Origin of the sequence: Bacillus cereus group sp. BfR-BA-01380 (assembly GCF_022663535.1) — a bacterium.
Classification (GTDB): Bacteria; Bacillota; Bacilli; order Bacillales; family Bacillaceae_G; genus Bacillus_A; species Bacillus_A cereus_BB.
The window spans coordinates 166,052-192,300 of the sequence record NZ_JAKUFS010000003.1 but is presented as its reverse complement, the minus strand read 5'-3'; the positions used below and the strand labels follow the sequence as shown (position 1 = coordinate 192,300).

Here is a 26,249-nt window from a genome sequence, read left to right as displayed (position 1 = left end):
AGATCTTATATCAATAATTTATTTATTATACTGTATTTAAATAACAATAAAATTTACGAAAAAAGATAAAGCCACTTTTCCATTTAGAAGAGTGGCTTTTTTAAACCTTACATAAATGTAAGGTTTATGTAAGAGAAATAGATAGCCGGTTATTATTGGGAATGTTATAGTAACAAGATGATTTGGAAAAGAATTCTAATATAATTTTTTATATAACAATTCTAATTGTGTAAGGAAGTGTGATCGTGGCAACAGTAATGATGAGATAAGATAAAGCGGGGGATATAGTCATGAAGACAGTGTTAGAAGCTAAGGATATTAGAAAAGTATATAGTACCGGTGGAAATAAATACGAAGCGTTAAAAGGCATTAACTTGCAAGTGAAAGAAGGCGAGTTCGTTGGAATTATGGGGCCGTCTGGATCAGGGAAAACAACGTTATTAAATGTTCTTTCTACAATTGATAACGCAACAAGCGGTGAAATTTTAATTGATGGAAATGATATTGTGAAAATGAATGATGACAAATTAGCGTTGTTCCGTCGTGATCACTTAGGGTTCATTTTCCAAGACTATAATTTATTAGATACATTAACGGTGAAAGAAAATATTGCGCTCCCACTTGCGCTATCAAAAGTAAAAACAAGTGAAATTGACCGTCTTGTTCTTGAAATCGCGAAGAAATTTGGTATTGATCATATTTTAGATCAATATCCATACCAAGTATCTGGTGGGCAAAAACAGCGCTGTGCAGCTTCTCGTGCCATTGTTACAAATCCAAGTATGATTTTTGGGGACGAGCCAACAGGGGCGCTAGATTCTAAGTCTGCAACTGATTTATTGGAGAGTTTAAAAGCATTAAATGAATATGACCGATCGACAATTTTAATGGTTACGCACGATGCATTTGCCGCAAGTTATTGTAAGCGCGTTATTTTCATTAAAGATGGTGAGTTATTTAAAGAACTGCACAAAGGAGAATTAACACGCAAGCAATTTTTCGGGCGAGTATTAGACGTAATGTCTACAATCTCTGGAGGTGCAGTAGATGACGTTATCTAGCATTGCCCTTCGCAATATAAAGCGTAACTTTAAAGATTATGCTTTATATTTTATGTCGATGATTTTTAGTATCGTCATTTATTTTACATTTGCATCGCTTCAATATAATACGCAAATGGAAAAAGTAGCGGAAGGGTCAAAGAAAATTAGCGGTGCATTCCAAGTTTCTAGCGTGATGCTCATTATTTTCGTAGCGGTATTTATTATTTATTCCAATGGTTTCTTTACACGTAAACGAAAAAAAGAAGTTGGTTTATATTCTTTACTAGGAATTCGTAAACGCCAAATTGGGAAAATGCTGTTTTATGAAAATATGTTAATGGGGTTAATGTCGCTAGTAATTGGTATTGTAATTGGCAGCGTACTGTCTAAGTTATTTCTTGAATTATTAGTAGGCTTGATGGGACTTGATTTACAAGTTCATTTTGAGGTGCCGATAGCAGCGATTATTGATACAGCAGTTGTTTTCTTTGTCATTATTTTATATACGTCGCTGCAAGGATATCGTTTAATTTATCGCTTTAAACTTATTGAACTATTTCGTGCTGAACGTGAAGGGGAAGGAATGCCGAAAGGATCTATTATTATCGCATGTATCGCTGTATTCTTAATTGGTTCTGGATATTTCTTATCACTTATGTTCACGAAATTTATTAAATATGCAGATTTCATGATGATTGCATTTTATATTTTATTTGCGACTGTACTTGGTACGTATTTATTATTTATGTTCTTTACAGTTATTGTTTTAAAAAGAACAAGGAATCATAAATCATCCTTTTATAATGGAATGAATATAGTAATAACATCTCAGCTTTTATACCGCATGAAAGGAAATGCAAAATCTTTGGCGACAATTGCTATTTTGAGCGCGGTAACATTAACGGCTGTTGGTACATCTGTTACGACGTATTATAATACATTTACTCAGGCGAAAGATTTTGCGCCGTATAGTTTTTCTTATGAGAAAAAAGATGCAGCTTTCGAACAAAAGGTGAATGTAATCTTCGCAGAAGAGAAAAAGCATAATCCAATTACAGAGCAATTCGAATTGGAAATGGTGCCAGTGAAAGGGACATTCGCGGGCGAAAAAGCAGATATAAGTATGAATGCTCATTATATGATGACAGAACGATATCAACTTGTGTCGCAATCCGCCTTCAATAAAATTGCGAAAAAAATGGATGTGGATGCGGTAAGTTTAACTGCTGAAGAAGCATTTGTATTTGATGGTATGTACAGCGAAGGATATGAGTTTAGTACAGCATATAAAGGAAACAAGGCAGTGTTTCCTATTGGGAATGAAACGAAGGCATTAACAATTAAAGGTGCTGAAGGTCGTAATGTTACGAATTTAGGAGAATTAGTTGTTGTTGTGCCAGATGATGTATACGAGCAAGCGAAAAAGACAGCTGAAACGAGAGTTGTTAAAAATATTAATGTGAAAAATGAGAAAGACAGTAAAGTATTAACGGAGAAGTTAGTAAAGATTATGCCGAGAGAGTCTGAAGCTGCACCGTCATATAGAGATTTCTATACAGGTTTTAAAGACGGAATGGAAGCAACGGGTATGATGATGTTCATCGGTGTTTTCTTAGGACTTGTATTCTTACTTGCAACAGGGTCTATCATTTACTTCAAACAGTTAACAGAAGCAAATGCAGACCGTGACCGCTACGTCGTTCTTCGTAAAATCGGAGTAACGAAGAACGAAATGAAGAAAGCAATTGCAAAACAGATCTTCTTTATTTTTGCGATTCCATTGCTAGTTGGAATTTTACATAGCTTATTTGCGCTAAAAGGATTATCAAACTTATTGCCGTTTGAAATCTTAATTCCGCTATTAATGAGTATCGGCGTGTACAGTGTAATCTATATTGGCTATTACTTCTTAACGGTTCGTTCTTACTTTAAAATTGTAAGCAGGGAGTAGTAGAAAAAGGAGCTGACATCAAAAGACACTTACGTACCTTTTGAGCTAGCTCCTTTTTTGCTAAGTATATATGTCGTATTATTTCTCTGTTGCAACTGACGCAATAAATGGTAAGTTACGATATTTCTCAGCACAGTCAATGCCGTAGCCAACGATGAATTCATCTGGGATCACGAAGCCAACATATTCAGCTTTTAAATCAACTTTACGACGTTCTGGTTTATCAAGAAGCGTACAGAATTTTAACGTTTTTGGTTTATGCATCAAGAAGTGGTCTTTTAAGAAGTGAAGCGTTAAACCAGAATCGATAATATCTTCTACTACGATTACGTTTTTACCAGTAATATTTACATCAATGTCTTTTAGTAACTTCACTTTTCCAGTTGTTGTTGTTTGGTTTCCATAGCTAGATGCGGAAATGAAGTCAATTATTACGTCATTTTTAATATGGCGAATTAAATCTGCTGCAAATACGAAAGAACCTTTTAATACAGCAATCACAAAAATTTCTTCTCCTTCAAAATCACGTTCAATTTGCATTGCTAATTCTTTTACTTTTTCTTGCAACTGTTCTTGTGAGAGTAAAGTGTCTTTTATTTGAATATCCATTGAGATCCCCCTACATTGTAAACTTATGAACAGTTTGACTGTAAAGGATTGATAGGAAAAAGTCAAAAAATAGAGTACTTACTTTAAATAGAAAACACGGAATATTTAGAATATAATGGAGTAAAAAAAGTAGGTGAACTATGCGGAAACTTATAGCGATTCTTATTCATATTTGTTTGCTTATGGTGACATTTACGCTGTTAGTCTGTCTGCCAACATTATTTGTAGATGGAAAAGATGTTGGATTTCATGTGAAACCGTTTCTCTCCCAAATGGCAAATGTTTTCTCTTCGATATTGCATCCTTCGCAGCTAAAGATGACGATTGCAACGCAAGTCAGGACCATTCCAGATCATGTAGAAGTATTTGTGATGCAAAAAAGAGAATATCCCCTCTTCCCTGTTGTGATGAAGCCTTATGTATATTCGATGGGACTTATTTTTGGCGCATTCGTTGTATCCGTTTTGTTAGCGGCTATCAGTAGTATAGGAATTGCTATTCTACCAAGAAATATTCGCATAATAATAGAAGGGTTTGTATCCGTTCTTAAAACAGTTCCAGATGTTTTTCTTATTTTCTTTATTCAGCTTCTCGTTGTAAGTGTATATCGAAATATAGACTTTCTAGTATTGAATCCAATTTCTACAGAACAAAATCCATCCATCGTGCTACCGATCCTCATTCTATCTATTTTACCGACTATCTCATTATTCCAACTGCAATTATTACTTATCCGTGAGGAACAAAAGAAAGATTATGTTACTTTCGCAAGGGCGCGAGGTTTTAGTGAAATGTATATTTTATGTAAGCATATTTTTCGTAATGTTATTGTTTCTGTTATGAATCACATGCAATATATATTGCTAGTTCTCGTGACAAATTTGCTCATTTTTGAATATCTGTTTCATGCAAAAGGGATGTTGTCCATTATAACGAGCGGTCAAGATCCAGCGGTCATTGTGTATTTGCTTTTACTTTTTATCGTACCTATTTATGGAGTCGTTCTATTTCTACAATGGAGAAAGGAGAAGATGTATGCGTAGGTACTTCCATATTATATTTGTTACCGTTGTTTTTCTTTTGCTTCTTATCAGTTTTTTCCTGCCATATGTACAGCATGAACCTGCGATGAAGCAATATCGTTATGATGAAAATGACACACTTGTAGAAGCGGCACCGTTCTCTCCATCTCGTGAGTATTGGTTTGGGACAGATCGAAGAGGAGAAGACTTATTTTATAAGATAATGGACGGGGCAAAATATACGATTTTAATTGCGTTATTTGTTGCGGTTGTAAGAGTTATTGTATCGCTATGCATAGGTTTTTTAATAAGTAATGTAAAAAGAAAATCAACTTTCTTCCATCACTTTGTAATGAATTTACAGCTATTTCCGCAAACAATATTTTGCTTCCTCTTACTCACTCCTTTCGTTATATATGAAATACGGACGGAGCAGGTCGTCACAAATGTTCAATTATTATATATACAAATTGCTGTGATCATTCTCGTTGCCATTCCGAGTTTAACACGGTTATTTCAGCAAGAAATTCAGCAACTTTGGCAGAAGGAGTATGTGCAAAGCTCATTCTTATTGGGTGGAAGTAAAGGGCATGTATTTCGAACGCATCTTATTAAGGCATTAGGCCCCCAAATTGTATTTCAAGTTGGGGAGCAAATGGTACAAGTGCTCCTTCTTATGCTGCATTTGTCTATTTTTAAATTGTTTCTTGGAGGAACGAAGATTGTTTCCGGGCAAGCGCATGATGAATTTAATTTGTATTTTCCATATTTAAACGAATGGTCCAATTTAATTAGCTATTATTATGTAGAGCTCATGATTGAACCAAGAATTATTATGATCCCAGTTCTGTTTTATATGATTCTATTATTTTGTATGACGAAAATTGTGAATAGGTATAAGGAATTGCAGTTTGAGAAGGGAAGATTGTAAGAACTAAAAAGCAAATATCTCTTTATATATAAGTTAAAAAAACAACATCAAAACCCCTTTCTTTTTAGGGGAGGACGAGAGCATCTGGCCATGCATAGCAGCGGTCAGGGCCTTTTCCTACCGCATGCCATGATTTAAAACAAAGGGAGCAAGCAAGTAGCGGTCATGCTGTATTCTGTATAGCGGTGATTTACATAGGATTGCAAGTGAAATTTCTATATTTGTATATTGTTATTGATAATTATAACCTTACAAAAATGTAAGGTTTTTTGTAAGGTAAATCGATAGTTTAGCGGTCTTATTTTGAATAAAATTATCTATGAAAAGCACACACATTTTAGGGAAATAAGACGTTAGGCACTACAACTGAAAGGAGAAAGAGAATGGGGAAGCGCTCAGCGGCTCTTGCTTTATTATTAGAGAATGATGCGATCATGTTAGCTAATAATAAGGATTGTACAACTGTAATTGATCGGCGAGAAATACAAGTAGATTCACGCGATAAAGTAGTATGGTACAAATGGAATGAGAATGACAAAGAGAACATAAATGAGCAATATCACATAGGGTATGATGTGCATAGAGTTGTTTTATGGAATGAGATGAAATCTTGGATTCATAAGCAAAACGGTAAGGATAATTTTGAGAGCAGCTGCGCACTCCATTCTCAAGCTCCTGAAATGGTAAGAAACAGAGAGTCATATTAGGAAAGTAACTTGGAAAACTGAGACACAAAAAAAGATTGCTTAATCAGCAATCTTTTTTTACAACCTGACAATTCTTAAAAGAATTGTCAGGTTGTTTAAGTTGGCTAGATAAATAGATTTCTGTAGCCGAAAAGTCTGTACCAATCGTTTGGCTGAGCAAAACAATTGGTACAGACTCGTTTTAAACGCCAGTAGTAAAACTTACTTTTTTAACGAAGTAGAGTTGTTTTAGGAGTGGAGTCCCTGTTTTTTGTTGTATTCTAGCTCTTTTGCTCCTCGATGGGCTAATATACAGCATATGATGCAGCAGACAGTTGCTGCTAGTAATACATAGAAACCACCATTCCATCCTACCTTGTCAACCATTACACCAAAGAGGGTAGTACCTAAAGATGCACCTAGAATGTAACTCATAAAACCTCGCAAACCAACCGCAGAGCCAACAGCGAAAGGTGGAACTACTTCCATCGTTTGTACTGAAGCTAGAAACTGTGGAATGTAAATTAAGCATCCAATAATGGCAGCGAAGATAGTCACCCAATGTAGAGATGTGCTTTGCCAGTAACCAATGATACAGATGAGTATCATTGACATAGCAATGATTGCTGGCGGCATACGGTGCCCTTTAAATAATTTGTCGGATAGATAACCAGCCAGAAGAGTAGAAGGAATAGCTGCCCACTCAAAGAATAAAAAGGCAACACTCATCTCTTCTTTAGTGAAATGTTTTACATGTAACAAATAAATAGGTAACCAACTTATAATACCGAAACGAACCATGTAAACGAAAACATCTACGAAGGAAACAAACCATGCATTTTTGTTAAATAAAACATAATTCCTAAAAATCTCCCAGGTACTCATGTCTGCTGGCGGTTTTGAATCAGCATTTTGTTGTGTTTTCGAATCAGATTCGTCCTTGATAATTTCATTTAAAGGAGGCAAGCCCTCACTTACCGGTGAGCCTTTAATAAGGGTTAGTATGATCAGAGCAATAACAATGGCTATAGCAGCTGGAATTTGATAGCTTGCCGCTTGCCAGTGGTTGGCGCCTAACATAGCAAAACTCATACCAACGATAGGTGCTACGATACCCCCGCCTATATTGTGAGAAATATTCCATATGGCACCAATCGTTCCTCTTTCCTTACGAGGAAACCAGTTTGCAATAGTAATAAAGCTAGGGCCAACTCCCATTCCTTGAAAAAATCCATTGAAAACAACGAGAATTGCAAACATCCAAAATGCCGTGCTGAATCCCATCATAATATTGACCATAGCGCACAGAAGCAAACCAAGCGCCATATACCTTTTAGGATTAGCTTTGTCGGCTAAACTACTCATCAAACCCTTACTAACCCCATAAGCGATAAGCATGCAACTGCTTAATAATCCTACTTCTGTAGCACTAAGGTTGAGTTGTTCCTTCAAATAAGGAGTAGATAAGGCAAAATTGTTACGTACTATATAGTAAGCTATGTAACCTAAGAACACTCCTAATAAAGATTGTAGCCTGAAAAGCTTATAGGTTTTTTGAACCTGATCGGGTGCTATTTTTGTAGTAGCGATTTTAGGTTTCAAAAATGAGAACATACTATCTACCTCGATTTCTTTACTTTGATTTACAGAAAAAACTTAGATTAGCATGAAATTTAGTATATAAATAGAATGCCAATTTGGTGAAGGCGTTTTCAAAGATACTTGCGTTATATCATACCTCCTTTGTTACATTATCTTATATACCAATTCGTTAAACTATCAGTAAATATCTGATTTTATGTAGGATAAAATAGTAGGGTCTGTCAGAATTTATCTTACAAACAATATTCATGGCTATATAAATCTGTTTTGTAACTACTCAGTCACTCTATGAAAAAAGGCAGAAAAGCACTTGTTTAATGGCCTAGGAGGAATTGGCTATGTATAGGAGCGGTCAGGGGAGATGTAAAAAGAAAGTATTTATATATTTTTTGTCACAACTCTGACATGAAAAGGAGTGATGGATGCATTCTTTCATAGATTTCGCATATTGTCCTGAAGTAATATATGAATATAAACTGCAAAAATCCTAAATTAAGTAGGATTCAATTAGGGGATTTTCACATAATACATAAAGTGAAACTTTAATCAGTGGGGGTTTTCTTCATCCCCCACTGATTATCAGCTCTCACCAATCGGGCTTTTACGGGCAGTTTATCTCCCACCTAACTTCTTAAGAAAAGCGGAAGTGGCTCGCCCAGAATCGCAGGACGCCCACGCCCCCTCGGACGAGGCGCTTTTTTGCCTCGTCCGAGGGGGCGAAACGGCCGGAGATTCTAGCCACTGGAGCTGGACAATGCTTTCGCTGAATTTTGAGCTGGGAGTATACTGCCCACGAATAGCGAGATAAATTCCCCGCCTGCGAGAATGGAGGAAAGTGTGACAAATTGGTTGAGGATTTTTTTAATATTGCTTACTACTTTACTTGCAATAGGATGTCAGCATGAGCGTTCAAACCCTCAAATTGTTTTCTCCGAATCTGATACCATAGATGTTGGTTCACAAGATGACAAGCCCTCTCCTGTACGAATCGCAATTTCAAGTGTGTTATCAAAGACTGATACAATTATGCACTATAGGAAAATAGCTAACTATATTGGAGAGAAGCTCCATAGACCTGTAATTCTAATTCAGCGCAAGAGTTATAATGAAATTAGTATGTTGATGATGAATGGAGGTGCTGATATAGCCATACTTTCAACAGGAGCATATATTACCTACAGACATGTTGAAGGACTTGAAGCAATTGCCATGCAAGAGCGAATGGGAGTTCCATATTATTATGGTTATGTCGTCGTACACCGTAAAAATGAAATATCCAGTATACATGATTTGAGAGGGAAAAACGTTGCTTTTAGCGATCCAACTAGTTATTCCGGATATATTTTTGTGAGGAAAAAATTAGCTGAATTAAGTGAAACACCAGAGCATTTCTTCGGTCGTTATGTTTTTACATATAACCATGAAAGTTCACTAAGCGCTGTGATAAATGGAGTTGTTGACGCTGCAGCTGTTGATAGCTTAGTCTTTGAGCATACCAAACTTAAAAATCCAGAGCTGATTAAGGACTTGAAAATTATTGAAAAAACGGAGCCGATTGGTACCGGTCCTGTTGTTATCAGCAGTAATTTACCTGATGAAGAGAAGCGAATTATCAAAGAAAGTTTCATTACTATGCACGAACAAGAAATAATAAAACCAGCGTTTCAAGGGTTGTTCATTGATCGCTTTGTTCCATTTGAACCAAGGTTATATGAGGGTCATCTATGAAGTGGCTGAATAAATTACAAATAAACCAAAAAATATTTGGAGCTATATTCATTTCGCTATTCTTTCTCGCCCTAGTATTAGGATGTATCATTTGGGAATCACTTACAAAAATTATGACAGAAGACCTAAAAAAACGTGGTGAAAATATTGCCGAAAATATTGCAGCATTGTCCTCGGATTACATTTTGACTGACGACTACTATTCGATTCATCTTCTCCTTACACGGGCACAGGAAACTAACAAAGATGTTCGTTATATACTGGTCGTTAACAATAATAATGTTCTTGTCGGTAATACATTCTCTAAGCACCTGCCGAAAGGAATATTAAACGCACATAAGCCTGATGGGATTAATACTGAAAATTACGCTATCCTAACTTCTGATGAAGGAAATATCCATGACATACTTGTTCCGATTGAAGAGGGAGATGTAGGGTTCGTTAGAGTTGGGATGGCAGAAAAACAGGCGAAAAGCTATATTTTTACTAAAATAATAGAATTGGTTTTTGCTACATTTTTGGTCTGCATGGGAGCGGCAGGGATAGCTTATTATGTGACCCGTATCATTACCCGGCCAATTAATAGTTTAGTTGATACAGCAACAGGCATATCAGCTGGTAATTTATCCTTAAGAGCTAAAGCAGTAGGTGATGATGAAGTTGGAAAACTTGCGCAGGCTTTTAATGAAATGGCTGACAATCTGATCAGTTCTAGGACTGCAGTAGAGAAATTATTGAAGGAACTTCAAGAAAAGGATGCCCTTCGAGATACATTGATTTTGAAACTACTATCCGCTCATGAGGAGGAGAGAAAAAGAATTTCTCGTGAACTTCATGATGAAACAAGCCAAGCCCTTACTTTTCTAATGGTTACAATGCGTATTTTGGCTAATGAAGCTAAAGATGACGAGCAACTGGAATTGCTTAATGCAAGTCGAGAGACAGCAGCGGGTATTTTACGAGAAATTAGAGATTTAGCAGTAGAATTAAGGCCACCAATCCTTGATGATATGGGATTAATTCCCGCATTAAGGAAATACGTAAGAAAGTTTGAAGAAAAATGCGCTCTTACGGTAACTCTACACGTTCCTGATGATGACGTCTTCGTCATAGATAGTCATATTGCTGTAGCACTATACCGAATCGTTCAAGAAAGTCTTACCAATGTAGTGAAACATACAGTTGCGACTGAGGTTGTGATTAATATGGAGATAAGAGATTGTTCGATCTTATTGAACATCCATGATAACGGTCACGGTATAAATGAGGACGATTTTGAAAAAGCTCGCCAGCAAAATCGAATCGGAATATATGGAATGAAGGAAAGGATAGAATTACTAGGGGGTTCATTTTTTATTAGAACTCACAATAACGGCGGAACGGAAGTTATTGTGTCTATCCCATTAAAACAGAGAGAAGGGGGTCAAGATGGAAAAGACAATTAGCATAATGCTAGTTGATGACCACGCTTTGATGAGAGCTGGTTTAAAACTATTATTACAAAAAAGGCCATCCTTAAAAGTTGTGGGTGAAGCTGCTGATGGATTTGAAGCACTAAGGCTTTACGACAATTTACGGCCCGATATTTTGATATTAGATATATCTTTGCCACGCATAGATGGAATTCAAGTTCTAACAGAAATTAAATTACGCTATGAACAAGCGAAAGTTATAATACTTACCATGCATGAAGATGAGGATTATATAACATCAATCATGAATGCGGGAGCTTCAGGCTACGTCCCTAAAGCAGCTGTGGATGAAGAATTATACAATGCTATTGATTCCGTTATGGATGGGTATATATACCTTCGTCCAAAGGAAATTTCAACTATGCTAAAAAAAATGCAAAACGAAACAGATTGTCGAAATCCGTATGTAATTTTAAGTCCACGTGAACGAGAGGTATTGCAACTTCTTGTTCAAGGTTTTTCATTATCTGAAATTGCCGGGGAATTAACGATCAGTATAAAAACGGTTGATACTCATAAGACGAGAATGTTGAACAAACTTAATCTTTCTAAAAAAAGTGAACTTGTTCAATATGCCATAAAGTATAATTTGATAAATATGATATGACGGGATAATGCTTGTTATAAAAGATCTTTTTCCTTTCGCTGATTTGAAACGACACAAAAATCCCACTTTAGAAAAATGGGATTTTTGTGTCGTTATATTATAACTATTTCTGAAATACTTAGAGAATCTAAAGATTGCTGTTTAAGCAATCTTTTTTCTGTTTGTATGATTTATATTCGCGCTTGTAAATAAGCGCGGTGCTGTTGTAAATAAAACGACAAGTAGAACCGCACACAATGTGAAACAACCAATCATTGTAATTTCGTTATAGATAAAGGAATATAAAACAGCTGATTGTCCTTTTGGTGCATATTGTCCAAAGAAAATAAAGCCAGCAATGAAGTGCCAAAAATAACGAGCTAGGCTGCCGATAAATGCAGCGATAATGATATACATAATTGCTTTTGCTTTTTGTTTATTAGCAATTGCTTGTTGAATTGGTGCATGAAAGAATCCAGCAAAGCCAATAAAGGCAAATGCAATGAAGTATTCAATAAACGCTTGTACCGGCGTTAAAATGGTTGCATCCCCTACGACAATTTGTAATAGTCCCCAAACGAGTCCACTTAAGAAACTCGCTTTAAATCCCCAGCGGTAAGCAATAATAAAAATGGGAATCATAGCAAATGAGATCGAACCGCCTGCTGGAAGCTTAATAGATAATGGCAAAATGTCGATGACTAACGCAAATGCTGCAAGAATCGCTGCCTCTATCATTGCTTGTAAATTTGTGTTACGCATGTGAAAATCCCCCTACATCCAAGTTACAAACGAAGAATCATTATCATAGGGGGATGAAAATACACAAATTGTAAAACACTACTTACGTCTATACGTTTGCACAATTCCTACGTTAGCATTAACTAACAGGTTCAAAGGGTCGGAACAATTTGTCCCCTCTCAGCACCGCGGCTCCCCCTGTGACAACGAGATTCTTAGATTGTTACTACCATTGTAATAATAATGGATAAGAATGGCAAATGAAAACCTCTTTCTTTTTAGGGAGGGCGAGAGTGGGTTATGTTTTATTCTGCATAACAGCGGTTTATAAGTTAAATAAGATGGAATTGTACAAAAATAGTCATAAATTCACAGTATATTGTATAGTGTTTTTTCAGAGAGTCATGTTATAATTGATATTGATAATAATTATCGTTATCTTTTAGGGGGATAATTTATGAACTTAGTTGATATGAGTATAGATGAAAAATTACGTGTAAAAGATTTACAATCTCTTGATAAATTGTTAAAACGCCGTTTAGCTTCATTTGGATTTTCTGAAGGGTGCGAGCTTTGTGTAAAACAAAAGGCAATGTTTAATGGTCCGTGTACATTAGAATGTCGTGGACAATTAATTTCTATTCGTCATTGTGATGCGAAAATGATAAAGGTGGAATTAGCGTGAACAAGGTTGCTTTACTAGGAAATCCAAATACGGGAAAAACATCATTGTTTAATGCGCTTACTGGTTCTTATGAATATGTTGGGAACTGGAGCGGAGTGACCGTAGAAAAAAAGATTGGTAAGTTAAAAGATAAGCAAGGAATGTTAATAGACTTACCTGGTATATACGATTTAAATCCTGTATCCCGTGATGAAGGGGTTGTTACACAATTTTTGTTAACTGAAGAATTTCATCATATGTTAAATATTGTGGACTCCTCTCAATTTGAACGTAATATGCATTTAACGTTGCAATTATTAGAATTTGGAAAACCACTTTCTATCGGTTTAAATATGATTGATGTGGCAAAACAACGCGGGATTGCGATTGATGTAAAGAAGTTAGCTGAAATGCTAGGTGTAACAGTTATTCCCGTTGTAGCAAGAAGTGGAAAAGGCTGCGAGGAATTATTAGCTGCTCTTCATGAAAGCGATAAGGCGGTGCAGAAACCGTTTATTCTTTCGTATGGTAAAGAGGTAGAGACAGGAATCCAGCGAGTTATGGATATATTGCAGAGAGAAAATGATGAGCATGCAAGGTGGCTTGCGCTTCAATTTTTAGGAAATAACGAAGTGGTAGAGAAAGAACTCGTTCAATCACATGTATATAGCGAACTTGTGGCAATTCGATCTGCATTAGAAGAAGAATTAGATGTTACGCTAGATCAGCACATATACGGAGTACGTGCAGCGTATATTGAAAAGTTGAAAACAAGTGTGATTCGTCAAGAAAAAGAAGGCAGCATTCCTTTTTCGGAAAGAATTGATAAATTAATTACGCATAAAATTTTGGGAATTCCGATCTTTTTAGGAATCATGTTTTTAATTTTTCAGGTTACGTTTTCGTGGATTGGAACGCCTTTATCTGATCAATTTGATGCATTTGTCGGCGGTCCATTTACAGATTGGGTAACAGCAGGACTTACGAATATTGGTGCGTCTGATTTCATTCGAGCGCTCATTACAGATGGAATTATTGCAGGGGTTGGTGCGGTATTAGTATTCGTGCCGCAAATTTTCGTATTGTTCTTCTTCATTTCATTACTAGAAGATTCCGGATATATGGCGCGTATTGCCGTTGTAATGGATCGTGTTATGGAGTTTTTTGGACTAAACGGAAAAGCGTTTATTCCTATGATTATCGGTTTTGGTTGTAATGTACCAGGCATTATGGCAGCGAGAACGATTGAACAGGAAAAGGAGAGGCTGCTTACGATTTTAGTGACACCGTTTATGTCGTGTTCAGCCCGTTTACCTGTATATGCATTATTTGCGGGTGTCTTTTTCCCGCATAGTCAAGCGATTGTTGTATTTTCTTTATATCTTATTGGGATTATCCTTGCATTACTCGTTACAAAAATTATGTCTATTACGGTTTTAAAAGAAGAGAAATCTATTTTTGTAATTGAACTTCCGCCTTACCGTGTGCCGCAAGTAAAAACGTTATGGCGCAGTACGTGGGAAAAAGGAAAAGGATTTGTACGTAAAGCGGGTACATTTATCTTTGGCGGTTCTGTGGTGATTTGGTTATTAAACTATGCTGGTCCATCTGGATTCGGTGTAGATATGGGAGATAGTTTCTTAGCGATGATTGGCGGATTATTTGCTCCAATTCTTGCGCCGCTTGGTTTTGGAACATGGCAAGCAGCTGCATCTCTGTTAACAGGATTTTTAGCAAAAGAAGTTGTTGTTTCTACAATGGCAATTATTTATTCTGTGAAAGAAGATGTATTAGGAAACGTGATTAGTACGCATTTCACAACATTATCAGCATATACGTTTATGTTCTTTATTTTATTGTATGTACCATGTTTAGCAACAGTTGGGGTTATTCGCCGTGAAACAGGATCTCTAAAGTGGACGATTTTCTCTGTCGTTTACCCGCTTGTGGTTGCATACGTATTAACACTAGTTATATACCAAGTCGGATCCATGCTCGGATTCTAAAAGGAGATGTATCATAATGATAGTCAATATTGTAATTGGAGCTGTCATTTTTGGATATGCAGGATATACGCTAATGAACTTCGTAAAGAGAAGTAAAAAAGGGAAATGTGCAGCATGTTCTCTTAATAAATCATGTCAGTCAAACATTTGTAGCCCTGATATGAACCAGGTTGTGAATAAGTAGAAAAAAGCTTTGCGAATCTCGCAAAGCTTTTTTTATGGATTACTTTTTGATTTTAACAAGTTGTACAGCTTCTGTTTCTTTAGTAGTATTTTGGATTTTATCTTTAGGGTCCTTATCAAATTTCAGGACACCTACAGATTTCTCTTCACCATTTACTTTCCCATATACAGCGTCATCAACGATTGCAAACATATCTGCATAAGAACGAGCATCACCGATAATTGTGTTGCCTTCATATTTTAATTTCGTTCCATCAATTGTTGCGTTTTCTATTGTTTCTTTCGCGAATAATACACCTTGATCCGCTGTTACAGTTGGTAATGTATCAAGTGCTTTTGTATTATCTTTTTCAACGTTTTTGAGTAGTTCTTTTTTCACTAGTTTCTCACCAGTCTTCTTATCCATTACAAGTACTTTCTTACCTTCTAATGTTGCAAGCTTCATTTTGTATGTGTCTTTTTCTTTTAGATCAGATTTGTTTTTATCGATTACTGTAGTAACTTGTTGTTCACTTCCGTAAGTGACCATACCATTTGCTTTTTCTCCTAATAAAGAACAACCAGATAATGCTCCGAATGAAATTGCTGCTGCTAACCCGATTCCTACTAATTTCTTCATTTTCTTGTCTCCTTTTTGTATACGTTATAGTAAATACACTGTGCGTTTTAAGATGTAACCTATAGTGTACTATTGTTTTATTTAGAGAAGTAAAAGTGTTTTTTGTTGTGACTTCGGCTTCTGATTTCATTTTATAAGAATAACGTTATTCCAACTATCGACTTAGCTTACAGTAACATTACAATGATGTAATTTAGTGAAAAGAGTTAAACATGTGATAAAGTTTCACTTTATAGAAAAGGAGTCCAACTTATGTATGAGGGGACTCCTTTTTATGTTGTTTCGTGTATAAAAATGGAGTATTATTAATTTTTCGTAGAAGTATACGGAAAATATGGCGTTTTTCATGAACCTTTATTAAGATTCAGCTGGAGGAGGATTTACATAGTGTATGGATACCATGCGATATGGCGATTTGTACTTTCTACTTTTCTCTATTTCATGTATACCGATGGTTGTTTTCTTTTCAACTTGTTAATAAGAGTAATCTGTTCATCATGTTATGGACAATTTTTGATACAGCATGTTGTTGCATTTAGTTCACCAATTAGGATATTTCATATTTTTAAATAAAAACGAACGTTTATATTACAAATATCTTCGGAAAATAGTTTTTTGGTAAATAATGTATCATTGTGATCTAGTTTTATATGTATCTCGGCTGACTCTTACAAGTCATTTTAAATTTACTATTTTCAGGAGATGAGTAATATGTTTGTTTTTTTCTATTATTTAGTTTTATATGTATTTGCAATAGTATATGGAATGCAAATTATTAATTTTGCAGACCCGATTATTTCTAAGGTTGTAGATTCAGATTCAGTAGAAGTATTTATTTTTATGTTAATAATGTCTAGTATATTGTCAGTTATATTCTCAATTCTTTTACACTTTGTCTATATGTGGAGAGGTGCTTCAAATACATTTTTAAAAAGGTTTTATCAGGTGCATTTTTTAGCTACCTATATTTCAGGTGCGTTTTCAGTAGTAAATATAGGAGGGAAAACGTTAGAAGAATGGGGATTTAAAGGTACGTTAGTAGATGGTAATACAAAAATTACTTATCTTATGTTGTTCTTTATTGCGATATCAAATAATGGTTTTTATAAAACTTTTGAAAAAGAGATTGTTGGTAAACTTGAATCCACGGTAAGTAAAATGAAGGTAAAGAAAAAAAGAATAGATTGAAACGTTCATCAGTAGGGATTTTCTTTAACTCCCCCTTCAAGATTTTTAGTTTTTTTAATCTTGAAGGGGGAGTTTTCATATATCGTTCGAGTTAGTTTTTTAGTGCAAAGAGTTAAAAACGTGATAAAAAGGAGAGAATTTGGAGGGAATCGAAAGTAAGTGTATAGTATGTAGAAATGTTGTGATGGGAATGTCATATTATCGCTTGTACATTTAAAAAACAAGATGTGAGAGCATTTTATTTTTGATATAATGTACACATAGGTTTGAAGTATGAATATTCTTACTGTAAAGGGAGATTTTTGAGTTTTCCAAGTACTGAATTTGAAATATGAAGCAATTTATTAGGAGGAATTTGAATGTCTGTATTTAAGCGATTAAGAGATTTAACGATGTCGAATGTGTATGCATTAATTGAAAAAGCAGAAGATCCAGTTAAAATGACGGATCAGTATTTACGTGATATGCAAGAGGATGTACAAGAAGCGGAGAAAAGCGTAGCAGCTCAAATTGCACTTGAGAAAAAGTTTAAATTGTTGTTTGAAGAGCAAGAAGCACTTGTAAAGAAACGTGAAGAACAAGCGCATATGGCTGTTCAAGCAAATAACATTGATCTTGCACGTCGTGCTTTAGAAGAAAAGCAAAATGCAGAACAAAAAATGAATGAATATAAAGCAAGCTATGAGCAAAATAAAGCGGCTGCTGATAATCTTCGTGCGAAATTAGAAGAAATGCGTAAGCAATTAACAGAACTAAGAAATAAACGTGAAACGCTTGTAGCGCGTGTGAACGCAGCAAAAGCACAAAAGAATATTAATCAGGCAATGTCTGGTTTTGATGCGAATACAGCAAAAGCAGGTTTAAGCCGCATGGAAGAAAAAGCTCTTCAATTAGAAGCAGAAGCAGAAGCAAGTGGAGAAATTTATAAAAAAGAAAAATCATTAGATGACGAATTTGCGAGTTTAAACAAAAACTCAGCTGTAGATGACGAATTAGCTCGTATTATGAAGCAGTATGAGAAATAATCTATATAAGTACAAGTTGAAAAAATGACATAGAACCGCTTTCTTTCTAAGGTGGACGAGAGCAACTGGCCGTGCGTAGAGGCGGTCATGGCCTTTTCCTGCCAGGTGCATAAAATAAAGGGAGAAAGCGAGAGCAGGTCATGCTGTATAGCGGCGATTTATCCCGCATTAACGGGCAGTAAGACCCCCACCTCAAGATTCAGAGAGAAGCGTTGTCCAGCTCCAGTGGCTAGAATGTTCGGTGGCTTCGCTTCTTCCTACGAGGTAAAAAACACCTCTACGTCAGAAGCTCCATCCCCCTCACATTCTGAACGAGCCACTTCCGCTTTTCTAAAGAAGATAGGTGGGGGATAACTGCCCGTAAAAGCCCGATTGGTTCAACTAACCGTCAGTGGGGGATGAAGAACCCCCCCACTGACGGAAGTTTCACTTTATATGTTAGGAATTTACAATGGATTTATAGAAAATAGGCAAGAGAACCGACATGTCATAGAAGGAAGTCATGTCGGTTTTCTATTATTTTTTCAGAGGTGATTTTTTAATGACGGGGATGAATATTTTAGCGATGCTTGTATGGACAGGTGCAAGCGCTATTCTTTTGTTTCTATTGATGTGGATTGATTCACTTTTTACTAAATATAAAGATTTAGAGGAAATTAAAAAAGGGAATGTGGCAGTGACGACGCGCTTTGCGATGAAGTTGTTTGCACAAGGGTATATTTTATCGCAATCGATTACGAAATCAAACGATTTATGGCAGGCGTTACTTGCATCAGCGGTATCTTTTGCAATTTTATTATTTGTACAAATGTTTGTTGAATTTATTTTGAGAAAAGCCTTTGATTTAGATGTAGAAGAGGGAACGAAGCAAGGGTATGTAGCACATGCTGTATTAGGTGGTTCGTTACATGTTGTCGGTGCCCTTATTTTAGCAGCATGTCTATAACGAGAAAAGGATGGGAGATTAATGAGTTTATTTAAGCGGATTAAAAATATAATGAAAAGTCCGGAACCTGCTAAACCTGAGAAAACGGTACTCACGTTAGCGCCTGGTGACATGATTGAAGTTTCATTAGTCATGTATGAAGTGATTGGAAAAACAAGCATGCACTCTCGCAATGAAATTATTTTAACATTACGAGATGGAAGGACAATTCGGTATTTAAAAATTGAAAATCGCGAAAACACTTATTATAAATTGTATACTCCTATTGATGGACGGTTAGATTCAATCAATGAGATTCCAACGACAATTGAAATGGATGATATAGAGTATCATATGGAAGAACAATATAATGGACGTGTTGTTGTCATGGGGAAAACACCATTTGCAGCATCTGATGAACAATACGTATGGGAGTTCCAATCTGATAATCGAAAGCTGCTTCGCATTGAGTGGCAAGATGGACGTACAATGATGTATGAGGGAGAATCAATTCTTTCAGCTGATGTACAAATTATAAGAGCAACGTAAGGGGGGATAATCATGTCAAACCGATTGTTTTCCATGATTAAATCATTCGCAATCCCTATACTTGCCATTGTTATGTTACTTGTGATTGCAGGTTTTGCCTTATCGGGATGTCAAAATGGAAAGTCGATTCAAGACCGTTACCCATTAGAATCAGTTGCGAAAGACGGTAAGCAAGAATCTTATGTGTATCGGGCCGCCAATCGGACAGTTCCTCAAGTTGCCAAAGAATTAATTGATGAACAGGAACCAAAACAAGCGTCTAAAGAAGACGAAAATCAAATGTTCCTTGTGTATTCTGACAAAATCTATAACCTTCAAAAGGATAAAGAAAAACCGTCGGATACATTAATTGAAATCAGTAATAAAGAGTTTGTTCGTCAAAATTATCAGCCATCCTTTTTAGAAGGATATATTCTGGCAAGTATATTACATGATATATTTGATTCGCGTAAATCGTATCCCGGAGATTACCGCGGGTATACAGATAGGCAAAATCATAAGCCGGTTATTACGCAGCGACCACCGACAAAAGAAGAGAAGAAAACACCACCGCCAATTACAAAGCAAGGTACAGGTTCTATTATTAAAAGAAGTGATAAAGCAGATCCAAAGACATCGGTAGGTGATTCAGGAAGTATTACGGAAAAAGGCACGCAGAATGCTCCACCTTCTACGGAAAATAAAGGTAAAATCATAAAATCACCAGGTGGTTCTAGCGATTCAGATGTGCAGCCGAAATCATCAATTAAAAGCCCACCAAAAAATACATCGCCTCCGAAAACAAAAGTTGGCGGTTCGGGGAAAGTTACGAAAAGAAGGTAAAGAAAAAAGCGCAAGAAGCAGGGTGTATGCTTCTTGCGCTTTTCTTGTATGTGTTAAGAAAATAGAAAACGAATCGCTGCTAGGAGTACGGAGAATCCTAAGATAACTCCTACAACCTTAGTATGGCGTTTACGACCCATGACAACAATCGCAATATACTCTCGAATCATCGCGTTTGGCCAGTAATAAAAAGCTGTTTTTGAACCAATTCCTTGGCTATCGAGCCCTGCTTGTTTTGCGTATAATCCGGCACGAAAAAGATGGAAATTATTCGTCGTAAAGATGCTTTTGTATTGTCCTTCTTTTCGTGAATCCATAATTTTCTTTGAAAATAACATGTTTTGATACGTGTTAACGGAACGATCTTCTTTTATCGTATGTCGGATAGGAATCCCTTTTTCAACGGCATACATTTGCATCGCCTCAGCTTCAGAGATGTTTTCATCAGGGCCTTGTCCACCAGAGAAAATGATTGTAGGTGGAAAAGAAACAGCTGTTTGTTTCCAATAAAAATCAATCGCTTTATTAATTCTGCTTGCTAAAAGTGGTGGCACTTTATCATGAATTAATCCACTGCCAAGAACAATAATGAAATCTTGATTGTATCTTGGTCTGTTGAATTGATACAGAAAATAAGCTGTTAAGAAGTTGGATAAATGGAAAAAGAAATAGACCATAATGAAAAATACTCCTGTAAAAATCGGGCGGAAATGAGGAGATAAAAATCGAATTGGCTCAAATAGTAAGAAGAATATACTAAATAAAATACCTAGTCCAGCTAGTAAAGTTAAACAATTTGAAAGCCGTCGTCCTTCTTTTCGTATTAAAATTCTTGCATTAAGAAATAGCCCAATCATTAAAGCGAATATACCAAAGGTTAACATAAATGCAATGATAAAAAGAGGTATAATTGCAATCATTCTAAGTATCTCGTTATCTGAACTAAGACCTAAATAAAGACAAAGGATAAGGAATGAGCAAAAGAACAGATTAAATAAAAATCCGATTATTAAACTTCTTGGATCTCTTAAATAAAAGAATAGAAAAATAATAAGTAAAATAAAGGTGATAATTTCTAAAAACATAAATTTTGTAAACACCTCAACTTTCCAATGAATTCCTTTTTCATTATATATCAAGAGATAAAGAAATGAATAGAAAAAACCATCCCCGGATAGAGGATGGTTCGCGATTTTAGTGATACCCTTTTGCAGAGTCTTTATGAATTTTCTCTTTAAAGATTGTGTAGCTCCATAATTGATAGCCAATAACGATTGGTACCATTACCATTGCGACAAAGAACATAATTTTTAAGTTTAATTCACTACCCGCTGCTTGGAATAATGTTGTGCTGTATGCATCGTTAATACGAGATGGCAGCATTCTTGGGTACATACCAGCAAAACCAGTTGCCATAAACGTAGCAATTGTTAAGCAAACAAATGTGAAAGCTAAACCAATTTTACGTTTGAACACCATTGTCATTGCGATAACACTTAGCAACATCGCAAGTGCTGGAATTAAGAATAGTACAGGATATTCCGTAAAGTTTTGGAATAAGTTTGTACGATTTGCTGTTGCAACGTAGAAGATAGCTAAAATGATTGCTGCTGCCATTGAAAATGGTTTCGCAATTGTATAAGCACGATCTGATACTTCACCAGTCGCTTTAATCATAACCCAAAGTGAACCCGATACAACAAAGATTGCCGTGAAGAACAGGCCGCCTAAAATGCCGTAAGGGTGTAATATGCTAAGTAAATTTCCTTCATAGCCATGTTTACCAATTTGTAGCCCGTAGTAAAGGTTAGCGAATGTAACGCCGAATAAGAAAGCAATTAAGAAACTACCAACGGCATATGTCCATTTACAAACAGTTTGCCAAACTGGTGAATCATCTTTATGCATGAATTCTAGTCCGGCTGCGCGAGCGAACAGAGCAAGTAATACTAAGAATAATGGTGTATATAAGTAACTGAACATGTTTGCATATGTGATTGGGAAAGCAGCGAATGTTGCTCCCCCCGCTGTAATTAGCCATACTTCGTTGCCGCCCCAGAACGGTCCAATTGCTTCTTGCAGCTGATTGCGTTCTTGGCGATCTTTCGTAACGAATGGGAAAATCATTCCGTTACCAAGTGCATAGCCATCGAGAATAAAGTAAACTGTCCAAATCACGCCCCATAAGCCGAACCAAATAATTGCAAGTGTATCATGAGACATGAGCTGCACCTCCCTCTGTAGTATCTTCTAATGCTTCAGGTCCTTTTTTCGCAAATTTTAACATAAGGTATACATCAGCAATTAGTAGTAAAGTGTAGAACAAGACTAAGCTAATTAAAGAGAACCAAATTTGTGGTACAGAAATTGGTGAAACTGCTTCTGCTGTTCGCATCAATTTGTATACTGTCCAAGGTTGACGTCCTGCTTCTGTAACAATCCAACCTGCGTTAATTGCTACATATGGAAGTAATACAGACCACATTGTAATTTTTAAGAAACGTTTTGAGCTTTCTAGTTTTCCTTTGCGGCTTAAATAGAAGCCAAACCATGTAAGTGCCATAAAGAATGTGCCAAGTGCAACCATTAAACGGAAGCTGTAATAAACAAGATTTACGTTCGGACGATCCTCTTTCGGAACATCTTTTAAACCGACAATTTTTCCATCAAATGAATTTGTATAGAAGAAGCTTCCGAGTTTTGGAATTGTTAATGCTTCGAAGTTTTTCTCATTTTTCACATCAGGAATTTGAATAATTGAGAAGCCTTTTCCTTCCCCAGTGTCCCAAACTGCTTCCATTGCTGCACCTTTTACAGGTTGCATTTTCGCTGCGAAAGCACCAGATTCGTGACCGATGAACGGCGTTGCAGTTGATGCAAATAAACCAAATATTAAACCGAACTTAAATGATTTTTTAAAGAATTCAACATCATTTTTACGTAGTAAGTGATATGCACTAATCGCCATAACGAAGAATGCACCAACGATATAACAACTAATAACAGTATGGAAGAACATATGCCATGCATATGGATTTGTAACTAATGCCCAAAAGTCATTTAATTCAGCGCGGCCATTGCGGACTACATAGCCAACTGGATTTTGCATGAAGCCGTCAGCTGTGATGATCCAAAGTGCGGAAATGTTTGTTCCAATTGCGACCATCCACATAGAGAAAGCACGGAATTTTGGTGAAATTTTATCTTTACCGAACAACCAAATTCCCATGAAAGTAGATTCTAGGAAGAAGGCAACAAGTGCTTCTATTGCTAATGGAGATCCGAAAATATCTCCCATATATTTGGAGTACTCAGACCAGTTTGTTCCGAACTGGAATTCCATCGTAATCCCGGTGATAATTCCCATTATGAAGTTAATCGTAAATAACTTACCCCAGAAATTCGCCATTTTACGATATGTTGGATTTAATGTACGTGCATATTGCGTTTCCATACACGCTACTAAAATAACAAGTCCGAGTGTTAACGGTACAAATAAGAAATGATAAAAAATTGTAATTGCAAATTGAAAACGACTCAGTAACAGAACGTCGGACATAATAAAGCTCACTCCCTCTTTTCATTATCTACATTTAGTTTATAGTGAAAAGGTGAGCAAATTCTGAGGTAGTTGTTACAGAACTGTGTGGAAATTATGGAAGAATTATGACTGTTGTCTGAAAAATTATATTCTTAGGATAAAACAATACATTTTTTGTTTTTTTTGTTCTTTGGTACACTTGCATTGTAGGTAAATAAAGAAAAAGGGGGATTGACTATGAAAGCGCTAGAAGAGATTTTGCAATATAATAATGAATTTGTTGAAAGTAAAAAGTATGAAGAATACGTAACAGGAAAATTTCCAAATAAAAAAATGGTGATTATTTCATGTATGGATACGCGTCTTGTAGAACTATTGCCAAAAGCGATGAACATGCGTAACGGTGACGTGAAAATTATTAAAGTAGCTGGCGCTGTTATTTCGCATCCATTTGGAAGTATTATGCGCAGTATTTTAGTTGCGGTTTATGAACTTGGTGCTGATGAGGTTTGTGTAGTTGGTCACCATGATTGCGGGATGGCGAAAATTCAAGCGAGCAGCACAATTGAAAAGATGAAAGAGCGCGGTGTTTCAGAAGAGAAACTAGACACACTTCGTTATTCTGGAATCGATTTAGAGAAGTTTTTACGTGGATTCTCAAGTGTAGAAGAAAGCGTAGAGCACAGTGTTTCTATACTTCGCAACCATCCGCTTATGCCAACTGAAGTGCCTGTACACGGACTTGTTATTCATCCGGACACTGGAAAATTAGATATTGTTGTGAATGGTTACGAAGGTTAATTCTTCTTCTCTTTTTTCTCAGGGACAGGATCGAATCCGCCTGGATGAAATGGGTGGCATTTCAAGATGCGTTTTACTGTAAGCCAACTTCCTTTTAATGCGCCGTGAGTTTGAATAGCCTCAAGCCCGTAGTGAGAACATGTGGGATGGAAGCGGCACGTTGGCGGCGTCATCGGAGAAATAAACTTTTGGTAAAAGCGAATAATACCGATGGAAATGCGTTTCATAATAAGCTCCTTTCCTGCATATGCTGTAAGTATTATAGCACGGTCTGTACATAATACTTTACTAATTCGCAATTCCGTTATATCATATTGGATATATAGGGATTTAAAATAAAAGCGGGAGAGATGACTATGCCATCAGTAGAAAGCTTTGAATTAGATCATACAATTGTAAAAGCGCCTTATGTAAGACATTGCGGTGTTCATCAAGTAGGAAAAGACGGTATCGTAAATAAGTTTGATATTCGTTTTTGCCAACCAAATAAACAAGCGATGAAGCCAGATGTCATTCATACGCTAGAGCATTTATTAGCATTTAACTTACGTAAATATATCGATCGTTATCCACACTTTGATATTATTGATATTTCGCCAATGGGCTGCCAAACAGGATATTATCTTGTCGTAAGCGGTACACCAACAGTACGCGAAGTCATCGATTTATTAGAGTTAACACTGCAAGACGCAGTGAAAATTACAGAAATTCCTGCGGCAAACGAAACACAGTGCGGCCAAGCGAAACTTCATGACTTAGAAGGCGCAAAACGCTTAATGAATTTCTGGTTAAGCCAAGATAAAGACGAACTTGAGAAAGTGTTTGGATAATACGTGGGAAAGCTGCCTGGGGAAGGCAGCTTTTTCTAGTTATAAATAAGGAAAAAGCCAATTTCATCGAGTAGAAATAAGTATGCTACACTAATGATAAGAAAAGGAGGCGGTTGTAATGAACTGGTCAGAAGTAAGAAGGAAGTATCCTCATACATTTGTACTTATAGAGGCTGTTTCTGTATATTCAAAAGACAATAGGCGTATGATTCAAGAAATGTCTGTGATAGATGAGTACAAAAGTACAAGTGATGCATGGAATGCTTATAAGAAATTACATCGCGAGTTTCCTAAAAGAGAGTTTTATATATTTCATACGAGTAAAGAAGAGATTGAAGTGGAAGAGCAGCAGTTTATTGGTGTGCGAGGACGAGTATGAATATTAGAATGGAACATGGCCTTCCGATTGCATCGTTTACATTGCATTACAATGGGAATACACTTTTGCTAGATAATGTATTACTTGATACAGGCTGTGCAACTACTATTTTTGATACAGATGTACTAGCAGATGTAGGAATAGAGTTAGATGTAATGAATGGGAAACCGAAACGAATGTATGGTGTCGGTGGATATAGTGAACCATGTTATGAGCAAGAAATGACCAATATAAATATTGATAGACAACAATTAGATAAAGTGAAACTTCCATCAGTGGAGAGTTTTTTCATCTCCCACTGATGGTTAGTTGAACCAATCGGGCTTTTACGGGCAGTTATCCCCCA

At 36.2% G+C, this 26,249-nt stretch carries 28 protein-coding genes and 1 riboswitch; of the genes, 20 read left to right on the top strand and 8 right to left on the bottom strand.

Annotated features, from left to right (window positions below):
• The first annotated feature begins 290 nt into the window (after positions 1–290).
• Both MR076_RS04290 and MR076_RS04285 read left to right on the top strand, forming a co-directional pair.
• Positions 291–1,061: an ABC transporter ATP-binding protein gene (locus MR076_RS04290; RefSeq protein ID WP_242218008.1), complete on the top strand. Its 771-nt coding sequence runs from the start codon at positions 291–293 to the stop codon at positions 1,059–1,061.
• Positions 1,048–2,994 carry an ABC transporter permease gene (locus MR076_RS04285; protein ID WP_242218006.1) on the top strand — a complete coding sequence of 649 codons (1,947 nt, stop codon included), beginning with the start codon at positions 1,048–1,050 and terminating at the stop codon, positions 2,992–2,994. The genes MR076_RS04290 and MR076_RS04285 overlap by 14 nt, the downstream gene beginning before the upstream one ends.
• A gap of 78 nt (positions 2,995–3,072) precedes the next feature.
• On the opposite strand, the gene hpt is transcribed toward MR076_RS04285, so the two are convergent.
• Positions 3,073–3,603 (bottom strand): hypoxanthine phosphoribosyltransferase, encoded by a 531-nt coding sequence (gene hpt, locus MR076_RS04280; protein ID WP_242218003.1) that lies wholly within the window; start codon positions 3,601–3,603, stop codon positions 3,073–3,075.
• Positions 3,604–3,743: 140 nt separating this feature from the next.
• On the opposite strand from hpt, the gene MR076_RS04275 reads away from it, so the two are divergent.
• The 3 genes from MR076_RS04275 to MR076_RS04265 all read left to right on the top strand — a co-directional run bounded on the left by MR076_RS04275 (position 3,744) and on the right by MR076_RS04265 (position 6,263).
• Positions 3,744–4,646: an ABC transporter permease subunit gene (locus tag MR076_RS04275; protein ID WP_242218001.1), complete on the top strand. Its 903-nt coding sequence runs from the start codon at positions 3,744–3,746 to the stop codon at positions 4,644–4,646.
• On the top strand, positions 4,639–5,556 hold the full coding sequence (locus MR076_RS04270; RefSeq protein ID WP_242218000.1) for an ABC transporter permease subunit: 918 nt from the start codon (positions 4,639–4,641) through the stop codon (positions 5,554–5,556). Before MR076_RS04275 ends, MR076_RS04270 begins: the two co-directional genes overlap by 8 nt.
• 383 nt (positions 5,557–5,939) lie before the next feature.
• Entirely contained in the window at positions 5,940–6,263 is a 324-nt protein-coding gene (locus MR076_RS04265) for a hypothetical protein (RefSeq protein WP_242217998.1), read from the top strand.
• Between the two features lie 228 nt (positions 6,264–6,491).
• Here MR076_RS04265 and pgtP read toward each other — a convergent pair whose 3' ends face one another.
• Entirely contained in the window at positions 6,492–7,856 is a 1,365-nt protein-coding gene (gene pgtP, locus MR076_RS04260) for a phosphoglycerate transporter PgtP (RefSeq protein ID WP_242217996.1), read from the bottom strand.
• Positions 7,857–8,681: 825 nt separating this feature from the next.
• Here pgtP and MR076_RS04255 point away from each other — a divergent pair.
• From MR076_RS04255 to MR076_RS04245, 3 genes are read left to right on the top strand one after another with little or no spacing between them, the layout of a single operon-like run.
• Entirely contained in the window at positions 8,682–9,572 is an 891-nt protein-coding gene (locus MR076_RS04255; protein WP_242217994.1) for a substrate-binding domain-containing protein, read from the top strand.
• Complete coding sequence (locus MR076_RS04250; RefSeq protein WP_242217992.1) at positions 9,569–11,017, top strand: sensor histidine kinase; 1,449 nt, start codon at positions 9,569–9,571, stop codon at positions 11,015–11,017. Before MR076_RS04255 ends, MR076_RS04250 begins: the two co-directional genes overlap by 4 nt.
• On the top strand, positions 11,001–11,651 hold the full coding sequence (locus MR076_RS04245) for a response regulator (protein ID WP_242217989.1): 651 nt from the start codon (positions 11,001–11,003) through the stop codon (positions 11,649–11,651). Before MR076_RS04250 ends, MR076_RS04245 begins: the two co-directional genes overlap by 17 nt.
• 141 nt (positions 11,652–11,792) lie before the next feature.
• Here the strand turns inward: MR076_RS04245 and thiT are convergent, their stop codons facing one another.
• Entirely contained in the window at positions 11,793–12,392 is a 600-nt protein-coding gene (gene thiT, locus MR076_RS04240; RefSeq protein ID WP_242217987.1) for an energy-coupled thiamine transporter ThiT, read from the bottom strand.
• Between the two features lie 86 nt (positions 12,393–12,478).
• Positions 12,479–12,580: riboswitch (TPP riboswitch) on the bottom strand.
• Between the two features lie 248 nt (positions 12,581–12,828).
• Here thiT and MR076_RS04235 point away from each other — a divergent pair.
• The 3 genes from MR076_RS04235 to MR076_RS04225 are packed head-to-tail and all read left to right on the top strand — an operon-like array spanning position 12,829 to position 15,225.
• A complete protein-coding gene (locus tag MR076_RS04235; RefSeq protein ID WP_242217985.1) occupies positions 12,829–13,056 on the top strand; it encodes a FeoA family protein in 228 nt (75 codons plus the stop codon).
• Complete coding sequence (gene feoB, locus MR076_RS04230; protein ID WP_242217983.1) at positions 13,053–15,041, top strand: ferrous iron transport protein B; 1,989 nt, start codon at positions 13,053–13,055, stop codon at positions 15,039–15,041. Before MR076_RS04235 ends, feoB begins: the two co-directional genes overlap by 4 nt.
• Before the next feature lie 16 nt (positions 15,042–15,057).
• Entirely contained in the window at positions 15,058–15,225 is a 168-nt protein-coding gene (locus tag MR076_RS04225; protein WP_242217981.1) for a FeoB-associated Cys-rich membrane protein, read from the top strand.
• Between the two features lie 39 nt (positions 15,226–15,264).
• Here the strand turns inward: MR076_RS04225 and MR076_RS04220 are convergent, their stop codons facing one another.
• Positions 15,265–15,843 (bottom strand): lipoprotein BA_5634 family protein, encoded by a 579-nt coding sequence (locus tag MR076_RS04220; protein ID WP_242217979.1) that lies wholly within the window; start codon positions 15,841–15,843, stop codon positions 15,265–15,267.
• A 711-nt stretch (positions 15,844–16,554) separates the two neighbouring features.
• On the opposite strand from MR076_RS04220, the gene MR076_RS04215 reads away from it, so the two are divergent.
• The 5 genes from MR076_RS04215 (at position 16,555) to MR076_RS04195 (ending at position 20,352) form a co-directional block, all read left to right on the top strand.
• Positions 16,555–17,031 carry a hypothetical protein gene (locus tag MR076_RS04215; protein WP_242217977.1) on the top strand — a complete coding sequence of 159 codons (477 nt, stop codon included), beginning with the start codon at positions 16,555–16,557 and terminating at the stop codon, positions 17,029–17,031.
• A gap of 359 nt (positions 17,032–17,390) precedes the next feature.
• Complete coding sequence (locus tag MR076_RS04210; RefSeq protein ID WP_242217975.1) at positions 17,391–18,056, top strand: PspA/IM30 family protein; 666 nt, start codon at positions 17,391–17,393, stop codon at positions 18,054–18,056.
• A 541-nt stretch (positions 18,057–18,597) separates the two neighbouring features.
• The gene (locus tag MR076_RS04205; RefSeq protein ID WP_242217973.1) at positions 18,598–19,002 is read left to right on the top strand and encodes a DUF350 domain-containing protein; all 405 of its coding nucleotides are present in this window, start codon (positions 18,598–18,600) and stop codon (positions 19,000–19,002) included.
• A 21-nt stretch (positions 19,003–19,023) separates the two neighbouring features.
• Complete coding sequence (locus tag MR076_RS04200; protein ID WP_242217971.1) at positions 19,024–19,530, top strand: DUF4178 domain-containing protein; 507 nt, start codon at positions 19,024–19,026, stop codon at positions 19,528–19,530.
• Positions 19,531–19,542: 12 nt separating this feature from the next.
• Positions 19,543–20,352, top strand: a complete 810-nt coding sequence (locus tag MR076_RS04195; protein WP_242217970.1) for a DUF4247 domain-containing protein — start codon at positions 19,543–19,545, stop codon at positions 20,350–20,352.
• Positions 20,353–20,405: 53 nt separating this feature from the next.
• Here the strand turns inward: MR076_RS04195 and MR076_RS04190 are convergent, their stop codons facing one another.
• The 3 genes from MR076_RS04190 to MR076_RS04180 form a co-directional block, all read right to left on the bottom strand.
• Entirely contained in the window at positions 20,406–21,437 is a 1,032-nt protein-coding gene (locus MR076_RS04190; RefSeq protein ID WP_242217967.1) for a YdcF family protein, read from the bottom strand.
• A 109-nt stretch (positions 21,438–21,546) separates the two neighbouring features.
• Positions 21,547–22,575 carry a cytochrome d ubiquinol oxidase subunit II gene (gene cydB, locus MR076_RS04185; protein WP_242217965.1) on the bottom strand — a complete coding sequence of 343 codons (1,029 nt, stop codon included), beginning with the start codon at positions 22,573–22,575 and terminating at the stop codon, positions 21,547–21,549.
• Positions 22,565–23,911: a cytochrome ubiquinol oxidase subunit I gene (locus MR076_RS04180; RefSeq protein ID WP_242217963.1), complete on the bottom strand. Its 1,347-nt coding sequence runs from the start codon at positions 23,909–23,911 to the stop codon at positions 22,565–22,567. The genes cydB and MR076_RS04180 overlap by 11 nt, the downstream gene beginning before the upstream one ends.
• Before the next feature lie 219 nt (positions 23,912–24,130).
• Here MR076_RS04180 and MR076_RS04175 point away from each other — a divergent pair, with 219 nt between their 5' ends.
• Entirely contained in the window at positions 24,131–24,694 is a 564-nt protein-coding gene (locus MR076_RS04175; RefSeq protein ID WP_242217962.1) for a beta-class carbonic anhydrase, read from the top strand.
• Here the strand turns inward: MR076_RS04175 and yidD are convergent.
• Positions 24,691–24,921 (bottom strand): membrane protein insertion efficiency factor YidD, encoded by a 231-nt coding sequence (yidD, locus tag MR076_RS04170; protein WP_242217959.1) that lies wholly within the window; start codon positions 24,919–24,921, stop codon positions 24,691–24,693. The two genes, MR076_RS04175 and yidD, sit on opposite strands and share 4 nt — an antisense overlap.
• A 129-nt stretch (positions 24,922–25,050) precedes the next feature.
• On the opposite strand from yidD, the gene luxS reads away from it, so the two are divergent.
• The 3 genes from luxS to MR076_RS04155 all read left to right on the top strand — a co-directional run bounded on the left by luxS (position 25,051) and on the right by MR076_RS04155 (position 26,205).
• Positions 25,051–25,524 carry an S-ribosylhomocysteine lyase LuxS gene (gene luxS, locus MR076_RS04165; protein ID WP_242217957.1) on the top strand — a complete coding sequence of 158 codons (474 nt, stop codon included), beginning with the start codon at positions 25,051–25,053 and terminating at the stop codon, positions 25,522–25,524.
• A gap of 118 nt (positions 25,525–25,642) precedes the next feature.
• Positions 25,643–25,903 carry a hypothetical protein gene (locus MR076_RS04160; RefSeq protein ID WP_242217955.1) on the top strand — a complete coding sequence of 87 codons (261 nt, stop codon included), beginning with the start codon at positions 25,643–25,645 and terminating at the stop codon, positions 25,901–25,903.
• A complete protein-coding gene (locus MR076_RS04155; RefSeq protein WP_242217953.1) occupies positions 25,900–26,205 on the top strand; it encodes a hypothetical protein in 306 nt (101 codons plus the stop codon). Before MR076_RS04160 ends, MR076_RS04155 begins: the two co-directional genes overlap by 4 nt.
• The last annotated feature ends 44 nt before the right edge of the window (positions 26,206–26,249 follow it).